18 protein-coding genes are annotated in these 18,828 nt (G+C 33.4%); 4 read left to right on the top strand and 14 right to left on the bottom strand.

Going from position 1 to position 18,828, the window contains the following annotated elements:
- Positions 1–131: 131 nt before the first annotated feature.
- Positions 132–779: a pyridoxamine 5'-phosphate oxidase gene (pdxH, locus tag BUA46_RS10035; protein WP_019386385.1), complete on the bottom strand. Its 648-nt coding sequence runs from the start codon at positions 777–779 to the stop codon at positions 132–134.
- Between the two features lie 73 nt (positions 780–852).
- Between pdxH and BUA46_RS10030 the strand changes: the two genes are divergently transcribed.
- Positions 853–1,281: an SRPBCC family protein gene (locus BUA46_RS10030; protein WP_019386386.1), complete on the top strand. Its 429-nt coding sequence runs from the start codon at positions 853–855 to the stop codon at positions 1,279–1,281.
- 70 nt (positions 1,282–1,351) lie between these two features.
- Here BUA46_RS10030 and BUA46_RS10025 read toward each other — a convergent pair whose 3' ends face one another.
- From BUA46_RS10025 to rpsA, 6 genes are all read right to left on the bottom strand, one after another.
- Positions 1,352–2,257: a ribonuclease Z gene (locus BUA46_RS10025; protein WP_019386387.1), complete on the bottom strand. Its 906-nt coding sequence runs from the start codon at positions 2,255–2,257 to the stop codon at positions 1,352–1,354.
- Positions 2,257–2,727 (bottom strand): DUF3291 domain-containing protein, encoded by a 471-nt coding sequence (locus BUA46_RS10020; RefSeq protein WP_019386388.1) that lies wholly within the window; start codon positions 2,725–2,727, stop codon positions 2,257–2,259. Before BUA46_RS10020 ends, BUA46_RS10025 begins: the two co-directional genes overlap by 1 nt.
- 3 nt (positions 2,728–2,730) lie before the next feature.
- Complete coding sequence (locus BUA46_RS10015; protein WP_019386389.1) at positions 2,731–3,063, bottom strand: hypothetical protein; 333 nt, start codon at positions 3,061–3,063, stop codon at positions 2,731–2,733.
- Between the two features lie 3 nt (positions 3,064–3,066).
- Entirely contained in the window at positions 3,067–3,996 is a 930-nt protein-coding gene (locus tag BUA46_RS10010) for an aspartate carbamoyltransferase catalytic subunit (protein WP_019386390.1), read from the bottom strand.
- A gap of 8 nt (positions 3,997–4,004) precedes the next feature.
- Positions 4,005–4,544: a bifunctional pyr operon transcriptional regulator/uracil phosphoribosyltransferase PyrR gene (gene pyrR / locus BUA46_RS10005; protein ID WP_019386391.1), complete on the bottom strand. Its 540-nt coding sequence runs from the start codon at positions 4,542–4,544 to the stop codon at positions 4,005–4,007.
- Positions 4,545–4,842: 298 nt separating this feature from the next.
- Complete coding sequence (gene rpsA, locus BUA46_RS10000) at positions 4,843–6,675, bottom strand: 30S ribosomal protein S1 (RefSeq protein ID WP_019386392.1); 1,833 nt, start codon at positions 6,673–6,675, stop codon at positions 4,843–4,845.
- Positions 6,676–7,021: 346 nt separating this feature from the next.
- Between rpsA and BUA46_RS09995 the strand changes: the two genes are divergently transcribed.
- A complete protein-coding gene (locus BUA46_RS09995; protein ID WP_019386393.1) occupies positions 7,022–7,399 on the top strand; it encodes a LysM peptidoglycan-binding domain-containing protein in 378 nt (125 codons plus the stop codon).
- Between the two features lie 82 nt (positions 7,400–7,481).
- Here BUA46_RS09995 and cmk read toward each other — a convergent pair whose 3' ends face one another.
- The 5 genes from cmk to BUA46_RS09970 form a co-directional block, all read right to left on the bottom strand.
- Positions 7,482–8,177: a (d)CMP kinase gene (gene cmk, locus BUA46_RS09990; RefSeq protein ID WP_019386394.1), complete on the bottom strand. Its 696-nt coding sequence runs from the start codon at positions 8,175–8,177 to the stop codon at positions 7,482–7,484.
- A 54-nt stretch (positions 8,178–8,231) separates the two neighbouring features.
- Positions 8,232–9,251: a type IX secretion system protein PorQ gene (porQ, locus tag BUA46_RS09985; RefSeq protein WP_019386395.1), complete on the bottom strand. Its 1,020-nt coding sequence runs from the start codon at positions 9,249–9,251 to the stop codon at positions 8,232–8,234.
- Positions 9,252–9,326: 75 nt separating this feature from the next.
- Positions 9,327–9,854, bottom strand: a complete 528-nt coding sequence (locus BUA46_RS09980) for a LysM peptidoglycan-binding domain-containing protein (protein ID WP_019386396.1) — start codon at positions 9,852–9,854, stop codon at positions 9,327–9,329.
- Positions 9,838–12,288 carry an endopeptidase La gene (gene lon / locus BUA46_RS09975; protein ID WP_019386397.1) on the bottom strand — a complete coding sequence of 817 codons (2,451 nt, stop codon included), beginning with the start codon at positions 12,286–12,288 and terminating at the stop codon, positions 9,838–9,840. The genes BUA46_RS09980 and lon overlap by 17 nt, the downstream gene beginning before the upstream one ends.
- A 167-nt stretch (positions 12,289–12,455) precedes the next feature.
- The gene (locus tag BUA46_RS09970) at positions 12,456–13,106 is read right to left on the bottom strand and encodes a rhomboid family intramembrane serine protease (protein ID WP_019386398.1); all 651 of its coding nucleotides are present in this window, start codon (positions 13,104–13,106) and stop codon (positions 12,456–12,458) included.
- A gap of 106 nt (positions 13,107–13,212) precedes the next feature.
- Here BUA46_RS09970 and BUA46_RS09965 point away from each other — a divergent pair, with 106 nt between their 5' ends.
- Positions 13,213–14,094, top strand: a complete 882-nt coding sequence (locus BUA46_RS09965; protein WP_026009914.1) for a lysophospholipid acyltransferase family protein — start codon at positions 13,213–13,215, stop codon at positions 14,092–14,094.
- A 6-nt stretch (positions 14,095–14,100) separates the two neighbouring features.
- Here BUA46_RS09965 and aroC read toward each other — a convergent pair whose 3' ends face one another.
- Together aroC and BUA46_RS09955 are read right to left on the bottom strand one after the other, a co-directional pair.
- Positions 14,101–15,162: a chorismate synthase gene (gene aroC, locus BUA46_RS09960; protein ID WP_019386400.1), complete on the bottom strand. Its 1,062-nt coding sequence runs from the start codon at positions 15,160–15,162 to the stop codon at positions 14,101–14,103.
- A gap of 126 nt (positions 15,163–15,288) precedes the next feature.
- Complete coding sequence (locus tag BUA46_RS09955; protein ID WP_019386401.1) at positions 15,289–18,198, bottom strand: FAD-binding and (Fe-S)-binding domain-containing protein; 2,910 nt, start codon at positions 18,196–18,198, stop codon at positions 15,289–15,291.
- Between the two features lie 137 nt (positions 18,199–18,335).
- Between BUA46_RS09955 and BUA46_RS09950 the strand changes: the two genes are divergently transcribed.
- Positions 18,336–18,827: a hypothetical protein gene (locus tag BUA46_RS09950; RefSeq protein WP_019386402.1), complete on the top strand. Its 492-nt coding sequence runs from the start codon at positions 18,336–18,338 to the stop codon at positions 18,825–18,827.
- Position 18,828 lies beyond the last annotated feature (1 nt).

Below are 18,828 nucleotides of genomic sequence, written 5' to 3'. Positions count from 1 at the left end.
AGCAGACTAACCCGAAGTGAATGTTAAGGAAATGTTAAAATCGATTAAAAACATGTCACTCATCGATTAAATATGTTTTTAATCGTTAAAATGCAATTTAGAAAGTAATTAATAAGTATTTCGTCTGATTTTTATGGAGATAATCGATTTATGAGCCAATTATAGTCTCTCTGAAGTTGATATCGAATTCGATCATGAAGTCTATTTGGTCTACCTTGCCAAAATTCAATTTCAACAGGTTTTACGATAAAGCCACCCCAATGTTTTGGTCTAGGTATTTCTTTGCCTTCGTACTCAGCTTCTAATTCTAAGAGCCTTTTTTCAAGTGATTGTCTGTCCAATACAACATCGCTCTGGTATGAAACAAGCGCACCTAATTGACTGCCTCGAGGTCGAGATTCAAAATAACCATCGCTTAAATTTTCAGAGATTTTTTCAGCTTGTCCCTTAATGATAATTTGGCGTTCAGCACCATGCCAGAAAAAAGATAAACATACGTTTGGATTGGCTTCTATGGCTTTGCCTTTTTCGCTATTGTAATTTGTGTAAAAAATAAAGCCTTCGTAAGTGTATTTTTTAAGTAACACCACCCTACTCTTTGGAAAACCGTCAAGCCCTATCGTTGCAAGAGTCATGGCATTAGTTTCATCTTCAGTAAAATGACTGTCTATTTCATAAAACCACTTTTGAAATAATTCCATTGGGTTTTCAGGTACTTCACTTAAAAGTAGTTCACTTTTCTCGTAAGACTTTCTATAATGACTTAAATCCTTTTCCATACTGTTGCAATTTACGGGTTTTTTAAAATAATGTAGAAAGAAATTTTTAATATCTTTAAGAAAATATTAGACTATGAAATTTAACTGCGACATCCATATTTTGAAACCTATTGAAGTGGTAGCGGCGTGTTTCGAAGCCCCTGAAGCATTAAAATATTCACAGAAGGGATTTGTTAAAATAGAGCATCTTAGCGGTGAAAAGGGTCAAGCAGGATCTAAGTCTAAGTTAATTTATAAAAAATTCGATTTATTGGAAACGATTATAGAAAACAATTTGCCTCATTCATTTTATGCTAGATATGAACATAAAAACATGTCGAACACAATGCTATGTAACTTTGTGGCCATAAACGATTGTGAAACCAGATTAACATCAGAAATTGAGTATACAGAGTTAAAAGGATTTGTTGTGAAGCTTATTGCGAAACTATTTCCATCATTATTTAAAAAACAGGTTGATAAATGGCTTGAAAGGTTTAAAGACTTTTGTGAACAGCGTTAAAAATGGCTATAGATGTAGTTTACTTATTTAAGTTAACTTTTACATCCATCTTTTACACTTATTGCCTTGATTAAAAGTCGAAAGTTTTGCCATCTTCAGCTAACTCCACATTCTCAAAAACGCTAAGCGCTTCTTTTTTAAAGCCTTCTATCCCATCGTATCTTGTAGAATAATGTCCCAATATAAGTGTTCTTACTTGAGCTTTTTTTGCAATTCTAGCGGCTTCTTTTGCTGTGGAATGTTTGGTTCTAACAGCTAAATGTGCATGTTGTTCTAAGAATGTAGATTCGTGATACAACACATCTGCATCTTGTATAATTGGTATAATATCTTCTTTATACATCGTATCACTACAAAACGCATAACTCTTGGGTTTGGCTCCGGGAAATGTTACAGTTTCATTTTTAATCAATTCTCCTTCTTCATTTTCTACATCAAACCCTTGAGTAAGTTTTCTATAATAAGCTACATTTATTTTGGCCTTTTCTACTGCATTGATATCTAATTTACGTAAGCCTTCTTTTTCTTTAAATAGAAAACCATTCGTATAAACTCTATGATTTAATGGAATGGTATGCACTTCTACCTTTTCATCTTCAAAAATCAATTCAGATTTAGTTGATGTCAACTCATGAAAAATTAAATTATAATTTGTCCAAGAATCGGCTAATTTCATTTGAAGCGTCACAATTTCTTTGATGCCCTTAGGGCCATAAATATGTAAATCGGTTTCGCGAGTTAACAATCTAAATGTTGAAATTAAGCCTACCAAACCAAAAAAGTGATCGCCATGTAAATGCGAAATAAAAATATGCTTAATCCGATTAAACTTAATTTTATGTTTACGCAATTGCACCTGAGTACCTTCACCACAATCAATTAAAAACATGTGGTTATTAATTTCTAATACTTGTGAGGTTGTATTATTTAATGTGCGCGGTGTGGCGCTGTAACAGCCTAAAATAGAGAGTTTCATTATGTAAGCTGTTTATAGTTTATGGCGTCTTGCTTAGTAAATTTGCTTTTAAACGAAAACGCAAAAGGCGTTTCGCCGTGAGTATTAATATAATCTAATCGGTCTTTTGCGTCCTGGAAGGTTGGCTCATACCCTTCTGGTACATACCAAAATGCCATATGGAGCATTTTCATTTTACTAAACCATTCTTTTTTTCGTTTAAAAACTTCAATATGTCCTGAATGATAGGTGTATTTAAAAAGCGCATCCATATCGGTCCAAACCGACATATTGATGATTAACGAATGATCTTGGAAAACAGCGGCGGCTTCATCTTTATCTTCATCTTTTAAGCGCCATATAAACCCATCACTCACATCAGCAATGGCATTGATTTTATCTAAATTATCAACAAAATCTTGCATTATGGGATCATCCATTGGTGCTAGTCGTTTTGCAATATTTACTTGGGCAAGATGATATACTGTCATGTTTTAAAACCCTAAATCACGTTCCATATCTTCCATTTCAATAATATCGTAAGCCTCTTGAATTGTTGGAACAACAATAAGTGCTTCTGGTACAACATCTAGATCAATTTTATCAGAAACGATAACAAAAGAATGTTTGTCACCTCGATGGGTATTTGAAACTTCTAAAAACTCCGCGACATCCGTTTTTTTAAGTAAATCTAAAGTTGTTAAAACAATAATGATATTATCATTTTTATACTTCGGATATAATACCTGAAGCTTTTTTACTAACTCTATAATCGATGCTTTTTCTTGAGTGATTATAGTAGTACCTTCTTTTTGATCAACGATCATAATCTATTGTTTTATTTTTGATGCTAATAAATAAATAACAGCCATTCTTATGGCTACACCATTTTGTACTTGTTCTAGAATAATAGACTGATTAGAATCTGCTACATCACTAGTAATTTCTACACCTCTATTAATTGGACCTGGGTGCATTATGGTAATTTCTTTATCAAGTGAGTTTAGTACATCTTTATTCACACCAAACTGTTGTGTATATTCTCTTGTTGATGGAAAATAACTAATATCCATACGCTCATTTTGAACACGGAGCATATTTGCTACATCACACCAGTTCAAAGCATTACGTAAATTTGTTTCAACTTTTACTCCAAGCTTATCAATATATTTCGGAATTAAGGTTTTTGGCCCGCAAACCATAACTTCTGCCCCTTGTAATTGAAGTGCGAAAATATTAGAAAGTGCTACTCTACTGTGCAAAATATCACCAACAATAACTACTTTTTTTCCTTTAACTTCACCAAGTTTTTCTCTAATAGAGTACGAATCTAACAACGCCTGCGTTGGGTGTTCATGGGCGCCATCTCCGGCGTTAATTATACTGGCATTTACATGCTTCGATAAAAAGACACCAGCACCAGGATTTGGGTGACGCATCACAACCATATCTACTTTCATAGATAAGATATTGTTAACTGTATCGATTAACGTTTCTCCTTTTTTAACCGATGATTGTGCTGATGAAAAATTTATAACATCAGCAGATAATCGTTTTTCAGCTAATTCAAAAGATAATTTGGTTCTTGTAGAATTTTCAAAAAATAAGTTGGCAATAGTAATATCTCTTAGCGAAGGCACTTTTTTAATGGGTCTGTTAATCACTTCTTTAAAATGATCGGTAGTTTCAAAAATAAGTTGGATATCTTGTGTATTAAGATACTTTATTCCAAGTAAGTGATTCACACTTAATTCGCTCATTGATTTATTTATTTTTCAATTAAATAAACTGAATCTTCTTTATCATGTTCAATCCAATTTACTTTCACTTTTTCATTATTTATAACATCAACCTGTCTGCCTCTATAATCTGGCTGTATAGGTAAATGTCTACTAAAACGACGATCTATTAAGGTCAATAGTTCAATTTCATTAGGTCGCCCAAACGATTGAATAGCAGTTAATGCAGCACGAATGCTACGCCCTGTATATAAAACATCATCAATAAAAACAATATTTTTATCTTCTACTAAAAAATTAATTTTTGTTTTATTGGCCTCAAGTGTCTTCTCTCCACGACGAAAATCATCTCTATAAAAAGTAATGTCTAAATAGCCTAATTTAATGTTTTTAACCTTGTAGTCTTCCTTTAAAATTTTAGCTAATCTATCAGCTAAAAAAATGCCACGAGGCTGTAAACCAATTAGTACCGTGTTAGAAAAGTCGTTGTGTTTTTCAATAAGTTGACAAGCCAATCGATGAAGAATGATGTTTACCTCTTTTGCGTTAAGTAAAACTTTTTGACTCATATACTATCCAAACGTATTTGGAGTACAAAGGTAGTGTAAAAATTTATAAGTAAAAACCTTAAATTCTTCTTTATTATGGCGCCACCCAAAGGGTCGGGCTATCCATTACAAGTCCTCGCAAGCCTTTACCAATTGTCATCGGGCTTGCTGTGGGCTTTTCATTACTATCCCTGGCGCAGTAGCATGAAACTTAGTTGCTATTATTTAACTACCATACAAATAGTAACAAATCAATTTTATTGAATTAAAAAAGCCTTCAATTTCTTGAAGGCTTTTTTATTTATTTAGACAGGGAAAATTATTTCTTACCGTCCATTTTATCTTTAAGAGCTTGTAAAGCATCGTTAGCATCACCTAAAGTAGGTTTAGCTTCAGCAGCAGCACTTGCCGCTTTCTTAACAGCTGCTTTTACATTCTTAATTTCTTCTTCTTTAAAGATGGCTGTATGAGATGCTACAACACGTTTAAATTCTTTGTTAAATTCAATGATTTTAAACTCTGCAGTCTCTCCCTTTTTAAGGGTGCTTCCATCTTCTTTCTCTAAGTGACGTGATGGTACAAATGCAACGATATCTTCGTTAAATGCAACAGTAGCACCTTTATCAACTATTTCAGAAAGTTCAGCAGTATGCGTCGTTCCTAAAGCGAATTCAGTTTCGTATTTATCCCAAGGGTTTACAGTTGTTTGTTTATGACCTAAACTTAATTTACGTCCTTCAACATCTAATTCTAATACAACAACATCTAACTTATCACCTACATTACAGAATTCACTTGGATGCTTGATTTTCTTAGTCCATGACAAATCAGAGATATAAATTAATCCGTCAATACCTTCTTCTAATTCAACAAAAACACCAAAGTTTGTAAAGTTACGTACAATACCTGTGTGCTTAGAACCTACAGGGTATTTACCTGTAATATCTGTCCATGGATCTGCGCTTAATTGCTTAATTCCAAGAGACATTTTACGATCTTCTCTATCTAAAGTTAAGATAACAGCTTCAACTTCATCACCAACAGAAACGAAATCTTGAGCCGAACGTAAATGCGTAGACCAAGACATTTCAGAAACGTGAATTAAACCTTCAACACCATCTGCAACTTCAATAAATGCACCGTAATCAGCAATAACTACAACTTTACCTTTAACTTTATCACCAACTTTCACCTCTTCAGCAAGTGCTTCCCAAGGATGTTTAGATAATTGTTTAAGACCTAATTGGATTCTAGATTTGTTTTCATCAAAATCAAGAATTACAACATTAAGTTTCTGGTCTAACTCAACAATCTCATTTGGATGGTTAATTCTAGACCAAGATAAATCTGTAATATGAACTAATCCGTCAACACCACCAAGATCAATAAATACACCGTAAGAGGTTATGTTTTTAACAACACCTTCTAATACTTGACCTTTTTCTAATTGACCAATAATTTCTTTCTTTTGAATCTCGATATCAGCTTCAATAAGCGCTTTATGAGATACTACTACGTTTTTGAATTCGTGGTTGATTTTTACAACTTTAAATTCCATAGTTTTATTTACGTACTGGTCGTAATCTCTAATTGGTTTAACGTCAATTTGAGAACCTGGTAAGAATGCTTCAATTCCAAAAACATCTACAATCATACCACCTTTAGTTCTACACTTAACAAAACCATTAACTATTTCACCAGTTTCGTTTGCTTTAATAACTCTGTCCCAAGCTTTAATTACACGAGCTTTTCTGTGAGATAATACTAATTGTCCTGTTGCATCTTCACGAACATCAATTAATACTTCTACTTTGTCTCCTTCTTTTAAGTCTGGATTGTAACGAAATTCGTTTAAAGAAATAACACCTTCAGATTTTGCATTGATGTCAATAATAGCATCACGATCTGTTATGTGTACAACAGTTCCTTCTACTACTTCGTCATCTAAAGTGTCAACGAAATTTTCTGCTACTAGTTTTTCAAATTCTTTTAATTGTTTGTCGTCAACCTCATCAATTCCTTCTTGGTAATTGTGCCAGTTAAACTCTTTTAAGAATTTTTCAGGGTTTGCTTTTGCTTCAGATACTACTGGAGCTTCTGCTGTTGTTGCTTCAGTTGCTTCAACTTCAGCTTTTTTTGCTTTTTCAGCCATTTAAATAATTTTACGATTTTAAAGAGATTTCAACTTTGTGAAAACGCTTTATTAACGCATTTGTATTCTGTTATGTCTCGGAAAATTTAAGCGTTTAACATACAGAAGTGTTAAATAATTTTTTAGTTTCATTCCTTTTATCTTTCCGACGATTCGCTAAAAGGAGTGCAAAAATACATAATATTGATATAAATACCTAAAAATGAGAAAATAAAATAACAGTGACTTTTTTAACTAAATGTGTCTTAAATTTAGTGGCAATTAAATAAGTAATATTTTACAAATCATTGGAATATTTTATTATATTGTTGATAACAATTAATTACAATTAAAAATTTACAAAATCATGGTAAAAGCAAAGTATCAAGAAGTGTTGAGCTTAGGGGAAGCACTTAATATTAAAGATGGTAAAGTAACTGAAGAAAACGGTGTTCTTAAAATTAAAGGAATGGCTAGTACGCCTTACGAAAAAGACATTCTTTGGGATAAAATAAAAGAAATAGGTGGTGAAAACCCAAAAGACATTATGGCAAATATAACGGTTGCAGACGATAGTGTTTATGCAAGACATACTGTAAAAAAAGGTGAGACTTTAGGCAAAATAGCTAAGCACTATTATGGTAATGCATCAAAATATAATGCTATTTTTAAAGCAAACACGAATATCTTGAAGAATCCAGATTTAATTCATCCAGATCAAGAATTAGTTATTCCAAAATTATAGGAATAAAAAAAACAAAAAAAAAGAACCTTGATGTCAAGGTTCTTTTTTTATGCAATACATTTATCAGTAATCTATAATGATGCTATTCCAAATCTTCAATAGTCATATTTGCTAACTGAAATATTTTATTGAATTGCTCATCTAAAGTCATATTAGAATTATCTATCTCAATAGCATCTTTGGCTTTTGTTAATGGTGAATCTTCTCGTGTAGAATCAATATGATCCCGCTCCTGTACATTAGCCAATACATCTTCATAAGACACTTGTTCTCCACGCTCTAATAGCTCTTGATAACGACGTTTAGCTCTTGTTTCAGCTGAAGCTGTCATAAATAATTTAAGTTCGGCTTCAGGGAAAACTACGGTACCAATGTCTCTGCCATCCATAACTACGCCTTTATCCTGCCCCATTTTTTGCTGTTGCTCAACCAATTTTTGACGTACTTCTGAAATAGCAGCAACTTTACTAACAAAACTTGAAACTTCCAGTGTTCTAATCTTCTTTTCAATATTTTTTCCGTTTAAATACACTTCAGCAAAACCTAATGCTTCATTAAACTTAAAACTAATTGAAATTTTTGGTAATTGATAAATTAAGGCCTCAACGTTAAAATCACTTTCGTTAATCAACCCTCTATCCATAGCATAAAATGTTACCGCTCTATACATGGCACCTGTATCAACATAAATGTAGCCTAAGGCTTTAGCAAGTTGCTTTGCTACGGTGCTTTTTCCAGTTGAAGAGAAACCATCTATCGCGATTGTAATTTTATTCATTGCTGCTTGTGTTTGAAGGATGCAAATTTAAAATGTAATAAGTTTAAAAACGATTTATTGCAAATCAATTTGTAAACCGAAAAAATTAGAATTTGCCGCACTTGTATATTTTGCATGCGTATAACTAAAACGCATTTTATTCATTTTTATAGAAATTCCTGCTGACAAACCAGAAAAATTCCGCTGATCAACAATTCTTAACTCCTCGCCTCTTCTAAAATTATAGCCTAACCTAATATTAAAACCGCCCTCAGGGAAAATTTCAGCTCCAACTATGGTATGCCTCATCACTTGACCAAGGAAACCAATTTTTTCTGAAGACTGATTTCCAGATAAGTCGCTAGTAGTTCGTGCTGGATTTGATCTTGAAATTGGCCATTCCTGAAGATTTTCAAGTGTTACATGCCACCGAATAGGCACATTTTCTAAACGTTGCGACATACCAAATGCAACCTCAAAAGGTATTTTTTCTTTTAATCCTGCATACGTGGTAATTTGCGAACCTAAATTCCTTACTACTAGAGCTGCATTAAAGTCTAATTTTTCATTAATGTATATTATCCCTAAATCTGCAGCAGCTCCAAAAGAATTATATTGTTCTAGTTTTGAGGTTATTAGCTTTACGCTTGCGCCGAAATAAAAATCGGAGTAATCAATTTGTGTGGCGTAGCCAAAAGATAATGCGGTTTCGTTACCTGTAAATGTTCCGGTAGAGTTTCCAGCTTCATCATATCCATCAAAATCGCCATAATTAATATAAGTTATACCTGCATGGAAAGTTTGCGTCCTTCTGTCTATTGTATAAGCATAAGATGCAGTTCCATAACCTATGTCTCCTAAATAACTTGTATAATTTAAAGCCAATTGATTATCCATTTCAACATTTATTGTTGCTGGATTAAATAAGGCTTGTGTAACGTCGTAATCAATATTAGTTAGCACTTTACCACCTAGCGCCGCTTGTCTAGGCGAAGAAACCAAATTAAGAAATTGGTATGTAGTTTCACCTCCTACTTGAGCCATAGTGAGAGAAGCTAATGATAAACAAAAAAATGTGATAACTTTTTTTAGCATATTTTGGATGCAAAGTAAATGAATCTATACTAAAACGGTATCATGCATCTTTTATTTTTTTCGAAGTTTATATTTCTATTTCAAATATAATTTTTGCCCTATAGCCAAGTTATTACCTTTTAATCCGTTTAGGCGTTTTATAGTTTCAACACTTATTCCTGTTTTTTTAGAAATATAGTATAACGTATGCCCTTTTGAAACTATCCATATACTCTCTGAATTATTAACGTCTTCATCTTCAATATTTCGAACTCTAAGCTTTTGCCCTACACTTACTAAAGTTGTTTTTAAATTATTAGCTGCTTTAATTTCACTCAATGTAAGACCATATTGACCAGAAATTTCTAATAGGTTTTCACCAGGTTCTACAATGTGATAATTTAATCGCTCTATTGAATAATCCTCATCAGGTCGTTTTGCCTTTACGATAGAATCATTTCCGTCAGACCCAATAAAAATAAACTCTCCGGTTGACAAATTTAATCTTGCTGGTTTTCCATTTAAGAGTACATCTTTATAGGCTATTTTAGTCTGTGCCTGTAAATTCACTACAGAAGTACACAAGACAATAAAAAGAAAAATAAAACTATAATTTTTTGGCATGCTTTACTTTTTGCTTTGTTACTGCTATTTTTATGACATCGCTCATGTCTGATACATAATGAAAAGTAAGTCCTTTTAAATATTCTGGCTTGATCTCTTCAATATCACGTCTGTTGTCTTCACACAAAAGAATCTCCTTGATTCTAGCACGTTTGGCAGCCAAAATCTTTTCTTTTATTCCTCCTACTGGAAGCACTTTTCCTCGAAGCGTAATTTCACCTGTCATGGCTAAGCTTTTCTTTACTTTTCGTTGTGTAAATAAAGATACTAAAGAAGTTAACATAGTTACACCTGCACTTGGTCCATCTTTAGGAGTAGCACCTTCCGGTACATGTATATGCACATTATACTTTTCAAAAATAGTGCTATCTACACCAAATTCTTGAGCGTTAGACTTTATATATTCCATAGCAATTGTGGCGGACTCTTTCATGACTTTACCTAAATTACCAGTAATAGTCATGGCTCCTTTTCCTTTTGATAGAATAGATTCTATAAATAATATATCGCCACCAACACGTGTCCAAGCTAATCCTGTAACAACACCAGCCACATTATTGTTTTCGTATTTATCACGCTCTAATTTCGGACCTCCTAATACTTCAATTATATTTTCGTTTGTAACTTTAATATTGTATTCTTCTTCCATAGCAATATTTTTAGCTGCATAACGCACCATTTTTGCTACTTGTTTTTCCAGTCCACGAACTCCAGATTCTCTGGTATAGCCTTCAACAATCTTTTCTAATTGTGGCTTTCCAATCTTTAAATGCTTATCGGTTAAACCATGTTCTTTAAGCTGTTTTGGTAACAAATGGCGTTTTGCAATTTCTACCTTTTCTTCAATGGTATACCCTGTAACATTTATAATTTCCATTCGGTCTAATAAGGCTGGTTGAATGGTTGATAAACTATTTGATGTTGCTATAAACATGACTTTAGAAAGGTCGTAACCCATTTCTAAAAAGTTATCATAAAACTCGTTATTTTGTTCTGGATCTAAAACCTCTAGCATCGCAGAAGATGGATCGCCTTGATGCGAATTGGATAACTTATCAATCTCATCTAAAACAAAAACAGGATTTGACGTTCCAGCCTTTTTAAGACTTTGGATAATTCGCCCTGGCATAGCGCCAATGTATGTTTTTCTATGTCCGCGAATTTCAGCTTCATCTCTTAAACCTCCTAAAGATACTCTCACATACTCTCGTCCTAAAGCCTCTGCGATAGACTTTCCTAAAGATGTTTTACCGACTCCTGGAGGGCCGTAAAGACATAAGATTGGAGATTTCATATCGTTACGAAGCTTTAAAACAGCTAGATATTCTATAATTCTGCGTTTTACATCTTCTAAACCAAAATGATCTCTATCTAAGATTTTCATGGCACGCTTTAAGTCGAATTTATCGTCACTAAACTCATTCCATGGTAAATCTAAAAACAACTCTAAATAGTTTCTTTGAATTGAGTATTCGGCAACCTGGGGATTCATGCGTTGTAACTTTGCAATTTCTTTCTCGAAATGCTTAGCCACTTTTTCGTCCCAAAGCTTTTCGCTAGCCTTAGCCTTCATTTCATCAATTTCCTCATCATGACTTACACCACCCAATTCTTCTTGAATGGTTTTCATTTGCTGATGCAAGAAATACTCACGTTGTTGTTGGCTCATATCCATTTGAACTTTAGACTGAATATCATTCTTAAGTTCTAATTTTTGAAACTCAACATTCATGTATTTTAAAGTCGCTAAAGCACGTTCTTTCAGATCGTTAATCTCTAAAAGCTCTTGCTTTTCAGCTACTGAAAGATTCATATTTGAAGACACGAAATTGACCAAAAATGAATTACTTTCTATATTTTTTATCGCGAAGGAAGCCTCACTAGGGATATTTGGACTTTCCTTTATGATTTCTAAGGCCAAATCTTTTATTGAGTCAATAATTGCCGTGAATTCTTTATTTTTTAAAGCAGGTTTGGCTTCAGGAATGTCTCTAATGGTAGCATTCATGTAAGGTTCTTCAGTTAAAACTTCGGCTACTTTAAAACGCTTTTTTCCTTGTATAATTACTGTGACGTTGCCATCTGGCATTTTTAAAACTCGTAATATTCTAGCTACAGTTCCCGTTTCATGAATTTCTTTTGCTGAAGGGTTTTCAACTGATTCATCTTTTTGAGCCACGACTCCAATAACTTTTCCTCCCTTATTGGCGTCGTTTATAAGTTTTATAGACTTATCTCGTCCTGCAGTAATTGGGATAACCACTCCTGGAAATAACACCGTATTTCTTAACGATAGAATTGGTAGAGTTTCTGGTAATTCTTCGTTATTTATAGCTTCTTCATCCTCCGGTGTCATTAACGGAATTAATTCTGAGTTTTCATCAAATTCCTGTAATGACAAACTGTCAAGAGTTGTAAATTTTGATTTCTTCATATATCTTATTAGGTCAAACTGTCAGAAAACAAATTAGACCATTTATTTTATTAATAAAAGCAATTTTTTAAAATGTTGATAATCAATATTTTAATATTAAATATATCGACTCAACATACTTATAATTTCAATAGCTATGCCAATTCAGAAAATTAACACTTTAAATATTACATTTTACCCATTTTCTTTAAGCCAAAAAGCAAAATAATAGGAATAGCTAACAAGACCACCATAAGTAAGTTGGTTTTAAATAGCCAAGGTGAAAGTATTAAGGTAATTAAATAACCGCCCACGGCGCCACCAAAATGCGCATCATGACCAATATTTCCAATTCTATTTTTCATCCCGTAAATAGAATATAACAAATAACCAATTCCAAAGAGATAAGCAGGAATTGGTATTGGAATAAAAAAGAATAATAATTTCATTCCCGGTTGCAAAAGTATAGCAGAATAAATAATGCCACTAACGGCTCCACTGGCTCCAACGGCGCTATAATGATATTCGTTTTTATGAAAATAAAGGGATAACAAACTTCCTAACAATAAACTCCCTAAGTAAATAAGTGAAAATTGAAAAGGGTTTAAAAGATCAATAACAACGTCTGCGAAGAAGTATAAACTTAACATATTAAATAACAAGTGTTGTGTATCGGCATGTAGAAAACCAGAACTAAACAATCTTATTTGTTCACCACGCTGCACACTCCCTACTTGAAACTTATATTTTTCAAAAAAACTGTAATCACTAAATCCTTTATAAGAGATAATCACATTTGCTGCAATTATTATCATTGTTACTAAATCTAACTTGCCCATAGGGTATAAACGTTTATTATCAAATTAACATATATTTCTTCTATTTATGCTAAATTTTGAATGAAAAATTTCATGTACTTTTGTCCCACAAATCTAAAACTAATTCATGCAATTTCTAGTTTATATTCTGGTTTATCCCATTTTATGGGTCATATCTGTATTGCCTTTTAGATTATTATATTTTTTATCCGATGTCTTTTATGTGATATTGTATTATATCATAGGCTATCGGAAGAAAGTAGTTACCGAAAATTTAAAATTATCATTCCCTGAAAAAACCTCTGAAGAAATAGCTTTGATCAGGAAGCGATTTTATCATCATTTAAGTGATATGATGTTTGAAGCTATTAAATCGATTACTATTTCGGAGGCTGAAATGCATAAGCGATATGTTTTTACTAATGTAAACGAGATTCATAAACTTGAAAAAGAAAATAGAAGTATTGTTTTATTTATGGGGCATTATGCCAGTTGGGAATGGGTTTTTATTTTACAAACACACGTTAGACACAAAGGGTATGCGGTTTACAAAAGACTAAGTAATAGATATTTTGACGCACTAGTAAAACGTATACGGGCAAAATACAACAGCTATTTAATAACAACTAAAGAAACGTTTCCTACGCTTATAAAAGCCAAACAAGACAACGAATTAACACTTAATGGTTTTGTTTTTGACCAATCGCCTAAACTTAGTAGAGCTATTTATTGGCAAGAATTTATGGGAACTGAAGTTCCTGTGCATGTTGGTGCAGAAATTTTAACTAAACGATTGGATATGGTTTCGCTTTTTTTAAAAGTTAAAAAAGTAAAACGCGGACATTATGAAGCCACTTTTACAGATATCATTAGAAATACTAAAGACTACAAAGATTTCGATATTACAAATCTTTATTTAAAACGCGTTGAAGAGCAGATTCAAGAAGCTCCTGAGTATTATTTCTGGACACATAAGCGCTGGAAACATCGCGGTAAAAAACCACAATAAAATACATTAATTATAAAGCTTATTTATTAAATGAAAATCGGCTAATACCAATGCAGCCATGGCTTCTACAATAGGTACCGCTCTAGGCACAACACAAGGGTCGTGGCGACCTTTACCTTGCATTTCTACAGTATTACCTTCTTTATCGATAGTTTCATATTTCTGTATTAATGTGGCGACTGGTTTGAACGCTACACTAAAATAAATATCCATTCCGTTACTGATTCCTCCTTGAATACCACCTGAGTAATTTGTTTTTGTCGTACCATCATTATTAAAGGCATCATTATGCTCACTTCCGTACATAGTACTTCCGTGGAAACCACTACCGTATTCAAATCCTTTTACAGCATTTATAGAGAGCATTGCTTTACCTAATTCGGCATGTAGCTTATCAAAAACGGGTTCACCTAAACCTACTGGCACATTTTTAATTACGCAACTTACAATACCGCCAACGGTATCGCCTTTTCCGCGTACTTCTTTTATGTATGTTTCCATTTTTTTAGCCATTTCTAGATCTGGACATCGCACGATATTCGACTCTACGAGCGACAGGTCAATTTCGTTATAAGGTGTGTTTAACTTCATGGTTCCAACTCCTGAAACATAAGCCTTTATTTCAATGCCTTTAAGCATTTGTTTTGCAATGGCGCCAGCCACAACACGACAAGCAGTTTCTCGTGCAGAACTACGACCACCTCCGCGATAGTCTCTAACGCCATATTTTTTGTCGTATGTATAATCGGCATGACTAGGTCGGTAACTGTCTTTTATATGCGAATAATCGTGAGATTTCTGGTTAGTATTCTCAATAACAAAACCAATTGAAGTTCCGGTAGTTACACCTTCGAAAATTCCAGAATGAAATTTAACTGTATCGGGCTCTTTACGCTGTGTAACAATAGCAGATTGACCTGGTTTTCTTCGGTCCAACTCTTCTTGAATCGCGTCTAAATCTAAAGCAATTCCCGAAGGACATCCATCAATAACACCACCTAAAGCAGGTCCGTGAGATTCGCCGTAAGTTGTTAAATTAAATATTTTTCCGAAGGAATTTCCAGCCATAATTATAATTTTTGGCTAAAATAAAGCTAATACAATTAATAAGGAAATGAAATTACATTTCACTTTATTATTTCTTTACAAATTTCGAGTGTCATTATTAAAATAATTATAGTTCTAATTGCTGGACTACAAAAGTGCTTCTTTTAAAATGGTGATTGGATGTTTGGCTTCACGCTGTGTTCCGTCCTTTATTTGATGCCTACAACTTGTGCCATTTGCTGAAATAATCGTGTCTTGAGATGCTTTTCTAACTGCAGGAAAAAGCGTTTGCTCGCCTATTTGCATACTCACCTCGTAATGCTCTTTTTCGTATCCGAAACTTCCTGCCATACCACAACATCCGCTCGGAATAATAGTTACTTTATAATTTTTTGGAAGATTTAATACCTTAAAACTGGATAATTGATTAGAGCTTGCTTTTTGATGGCAATGCCCATGAAATTTAATTGTTTGCTCCTGAGTTGTGAATTGATCAGGAGTTATGTTGCCTAAGTCTATTTCTTGTTGAATGAATTCTTCTATTAAAAAGCAATGTTTGGCTATCGCTTCTGCAGAAGTTTTATCATCTGCTAATTTTAAGTATTCATCTTTAAACGTTAATATAGACGAAGGTTCAATACCAATTAGCGGCGTGTCTTCTGAAATTAAATCTTTGTAGATAGATACATTTTTATTTGCAAAATCTTTAGCTTGCTTTAGCAAACCTTTTGATAAAAAAGACCGACCAGATTCTTCATTTTTTACCACTTCAACTTGATAGTTTAATGCTGTTAGAAGTTCTAAAGTATCTATTCCAATTGATGTATCTAAATGATTCGTAAATTCATCGTTAAACAGATAAATTTTTTTTATATAATCTTTATTATATATCTGACTATCAATACTTTTAAGGTATTTATCTAAACTTATATTTGAAATTAAAGGTAGACTTCGTTTTGACGCAATTCCAATTGATTTCTTTATTAATGAAGCTAAAATCGGGTTTGAAAACACAAAATTTGAAAGCTTAGGTACTTTGCTTCCTATGCCATTAAATCTGTTATTATATGCGAATAGTTTTGAACGAAAAGGAACGCCATTTTCTTTTTGATATTGATATTGAAATTCCGCTTTTAAACTTGCCACATCAACACTACTTGGGCATTCGCTACTGCAGGCTTTACAACTTAAACATAAATCGAATACATCCTTTAGTTCGGTATGATTAAACTTGTTTATCTTTTCAGAGTTCGTTAAAAACTCACGTAAGGCATTCGCTCTTGCTCGTGTGGTGTCTTTCTCATTTCTGGTAGCGCGATAACTAGGGCACATGGTGCCGCCAAATTCAGGAAGCTTGCGGCAATCTCCAGAGCCATTACATTTTTCAGCCTCTCTCAAAATGCCTAAAGACTTTGAAAAATCTAAAAGGGTTTCAATTTCAGGTTCTTGTCTATCACTTACGTAGCGCAAGTTCGCATCCATTGGTAATGCATTGACAATTTTTCCTGGATTGAATATATTCTCTGGATCAAATACAAATTTTATGCGCTTTAAAATGTTGTAATTATCTTGACCAATCATGAATTCGATAAACTCTGAGCGAACAATACCATCGCCATGTTCACCACTCATAGAGCCTCGATAAGATTTTACTAATTGTGCTACTTCAGTGGTAATCAGTCTAAAAAGATGAACGTCTGTAGATTTTTTTATATCTAATATGGGTCTTAAATGAATCTCCCCTGCTCCAGCATGTGCATAATAAATAGCATCTTGATTATGCTTTTGCATGAGCTCGGAAAACTCGTTTATATAATTGGCTAAATCGGTTAAGGCCACAGCGGTATCCTCAATACAAGCCACGCCTTTTTTATCTCCGATAATATTACCTAAAAGCCCTAAACCTGCGCTACGCAATTCATTGGCCTTATTAATATTATCGCCCTTAAGTGTTGGGAAGGCATAACTTAAGCCAGTAGATTCAATGGTATTTACTAATTTTTGAGCCTGTTTATCAACCTCTTCAATAGTTTCAGCCCTGACTTCGCACATTAAAATCGCTTTGGGATCTCCAATTATAAACCGCCTGTTATCTTGCTGGGTTTTATTGTGTTTTGTACAGTCTAAGATGGTTTTATCCATCATTTCGCAAGCGTATAGGTTGTGTTCCATTAATGATTCTACTGCTTGCATGCAATTTTTAATACTATCAAAATGAACTGCCACCATGACAGCTTCTTGCGGTGGCAACTTATCTAATTTAAGTGTAATTTGTGTTGTAAAAGCCAAAGTACCCTCGCTTCCTGAAAGCAATTTGCACATGTTGAATTTGCTATTAGAATTTGAAAACACTTTAGTTGCAATCAATTCATCAATAGCATAACCTGTATTTCTTCGATGTATTTCTGGCTTCGGAAAATGATTCAAAACTTGTTTTTGTACTGCTTCAGACTTTAATTCTTCAAAAATCGTCTTGTAAACCTGCCCTTCTAAATCATCTTGCTTTAACTTCTCTTGAAACTCATCATTTGATAATTCACCAAAAACAACTTCACTTCCATCGCTCAAAATAGTGTGCATTTCTAACACTTTATCTCTAGTAACACCATATTGAATAGAAGTTGTTCCTGAAGAATTGTTGCCTACCATTCCTCCAATCATACATCGATTTGATGTGGAGGTATTCGGACTAAAAAACAATCCGTGAGGTTTGAGGTAATTATTTAACACATCGCGAACCACTCCAGGTTGAACGGTAATGGTTTTATTTTTTTCATCAAAATTAATAATGTCTGTAAAATACTTTGAAACATCTACAATTATTCCGTCGCCAACACATTGTCCAGCTAAAGATGTTCCAGCAGTTCTTGGAATTAATGAGGTGTTTTTTGCCTTTGCAAACTGTATTAATTGTTTTAAATCGTCATTATTTTTAGGATAAGCTACAGCGAATGGCAGTTTTCTATAAACTGACGCGTCAGTGGCATAAATTGATTTGATTAAATTGTCATCATACAATTCCCCCGATAGTTCTGATTTTAAAGCTTTTAAAGACATTAATTAAAAAATATATTACTAGCGTAAATATATAGACAAAATTGGCGTTATTTTTGTAAAGTTAAATAGATTATTACTAAGTGGTCTATTTAATGACAAAGACCGTATATAGAACAACAATCTAAAATCTTTAAATTATGAAAAAAGTATTTTTATTATCATTAACAGTATTAGGATTTGTTTTAACATCGAATGCACAAGACATTGCAGAAAATGCCATTGGACTACGATTAGGCGATAGCGATGGTCTGGGCGCTGAAATATCTTATCAGCATGCTTTAGGCGATAACAATCGTTTAGAAGTCGATTTAGGTTGGAGAGACGGGAACAACTACGATGGTTTTAAACTAGCAGGTTTATACCAATGGGTTTGGAATTTAGATGGAGGCTTTAACTGGTACGCTGGTGTAGGTGGAGGTTTAGGCTCTTTTAGTTTTGACAACCCGGGTGGAAAAGATATTGATGATACTTTTATTTTCGCTGCAGGAGATATTGGTATAGAATACAATTTTGACATTCCTTTATTGTTGTCATTGGACTTTAGACCAGAAATTGGTTTTGGCGATGACACATATAACAACAATGATTTGGATTTTGATATTGCACTTGGTATTCGTTACCAATTCTAAT

Source organism: Algibacter luteus (assembly GCF_900141715.1).
GTDB lineage: Bacteria > Bacteroidota > Bacteroidia > Flavobacteriales > Flavobacteriaceae > Arenitalea > Arenitalea lutea.
The sequence above is the reverse complement of the archived record's forward strand: the minus strand, read 5'-3'. Positions and strand labels throughout refer to the sequence as shown.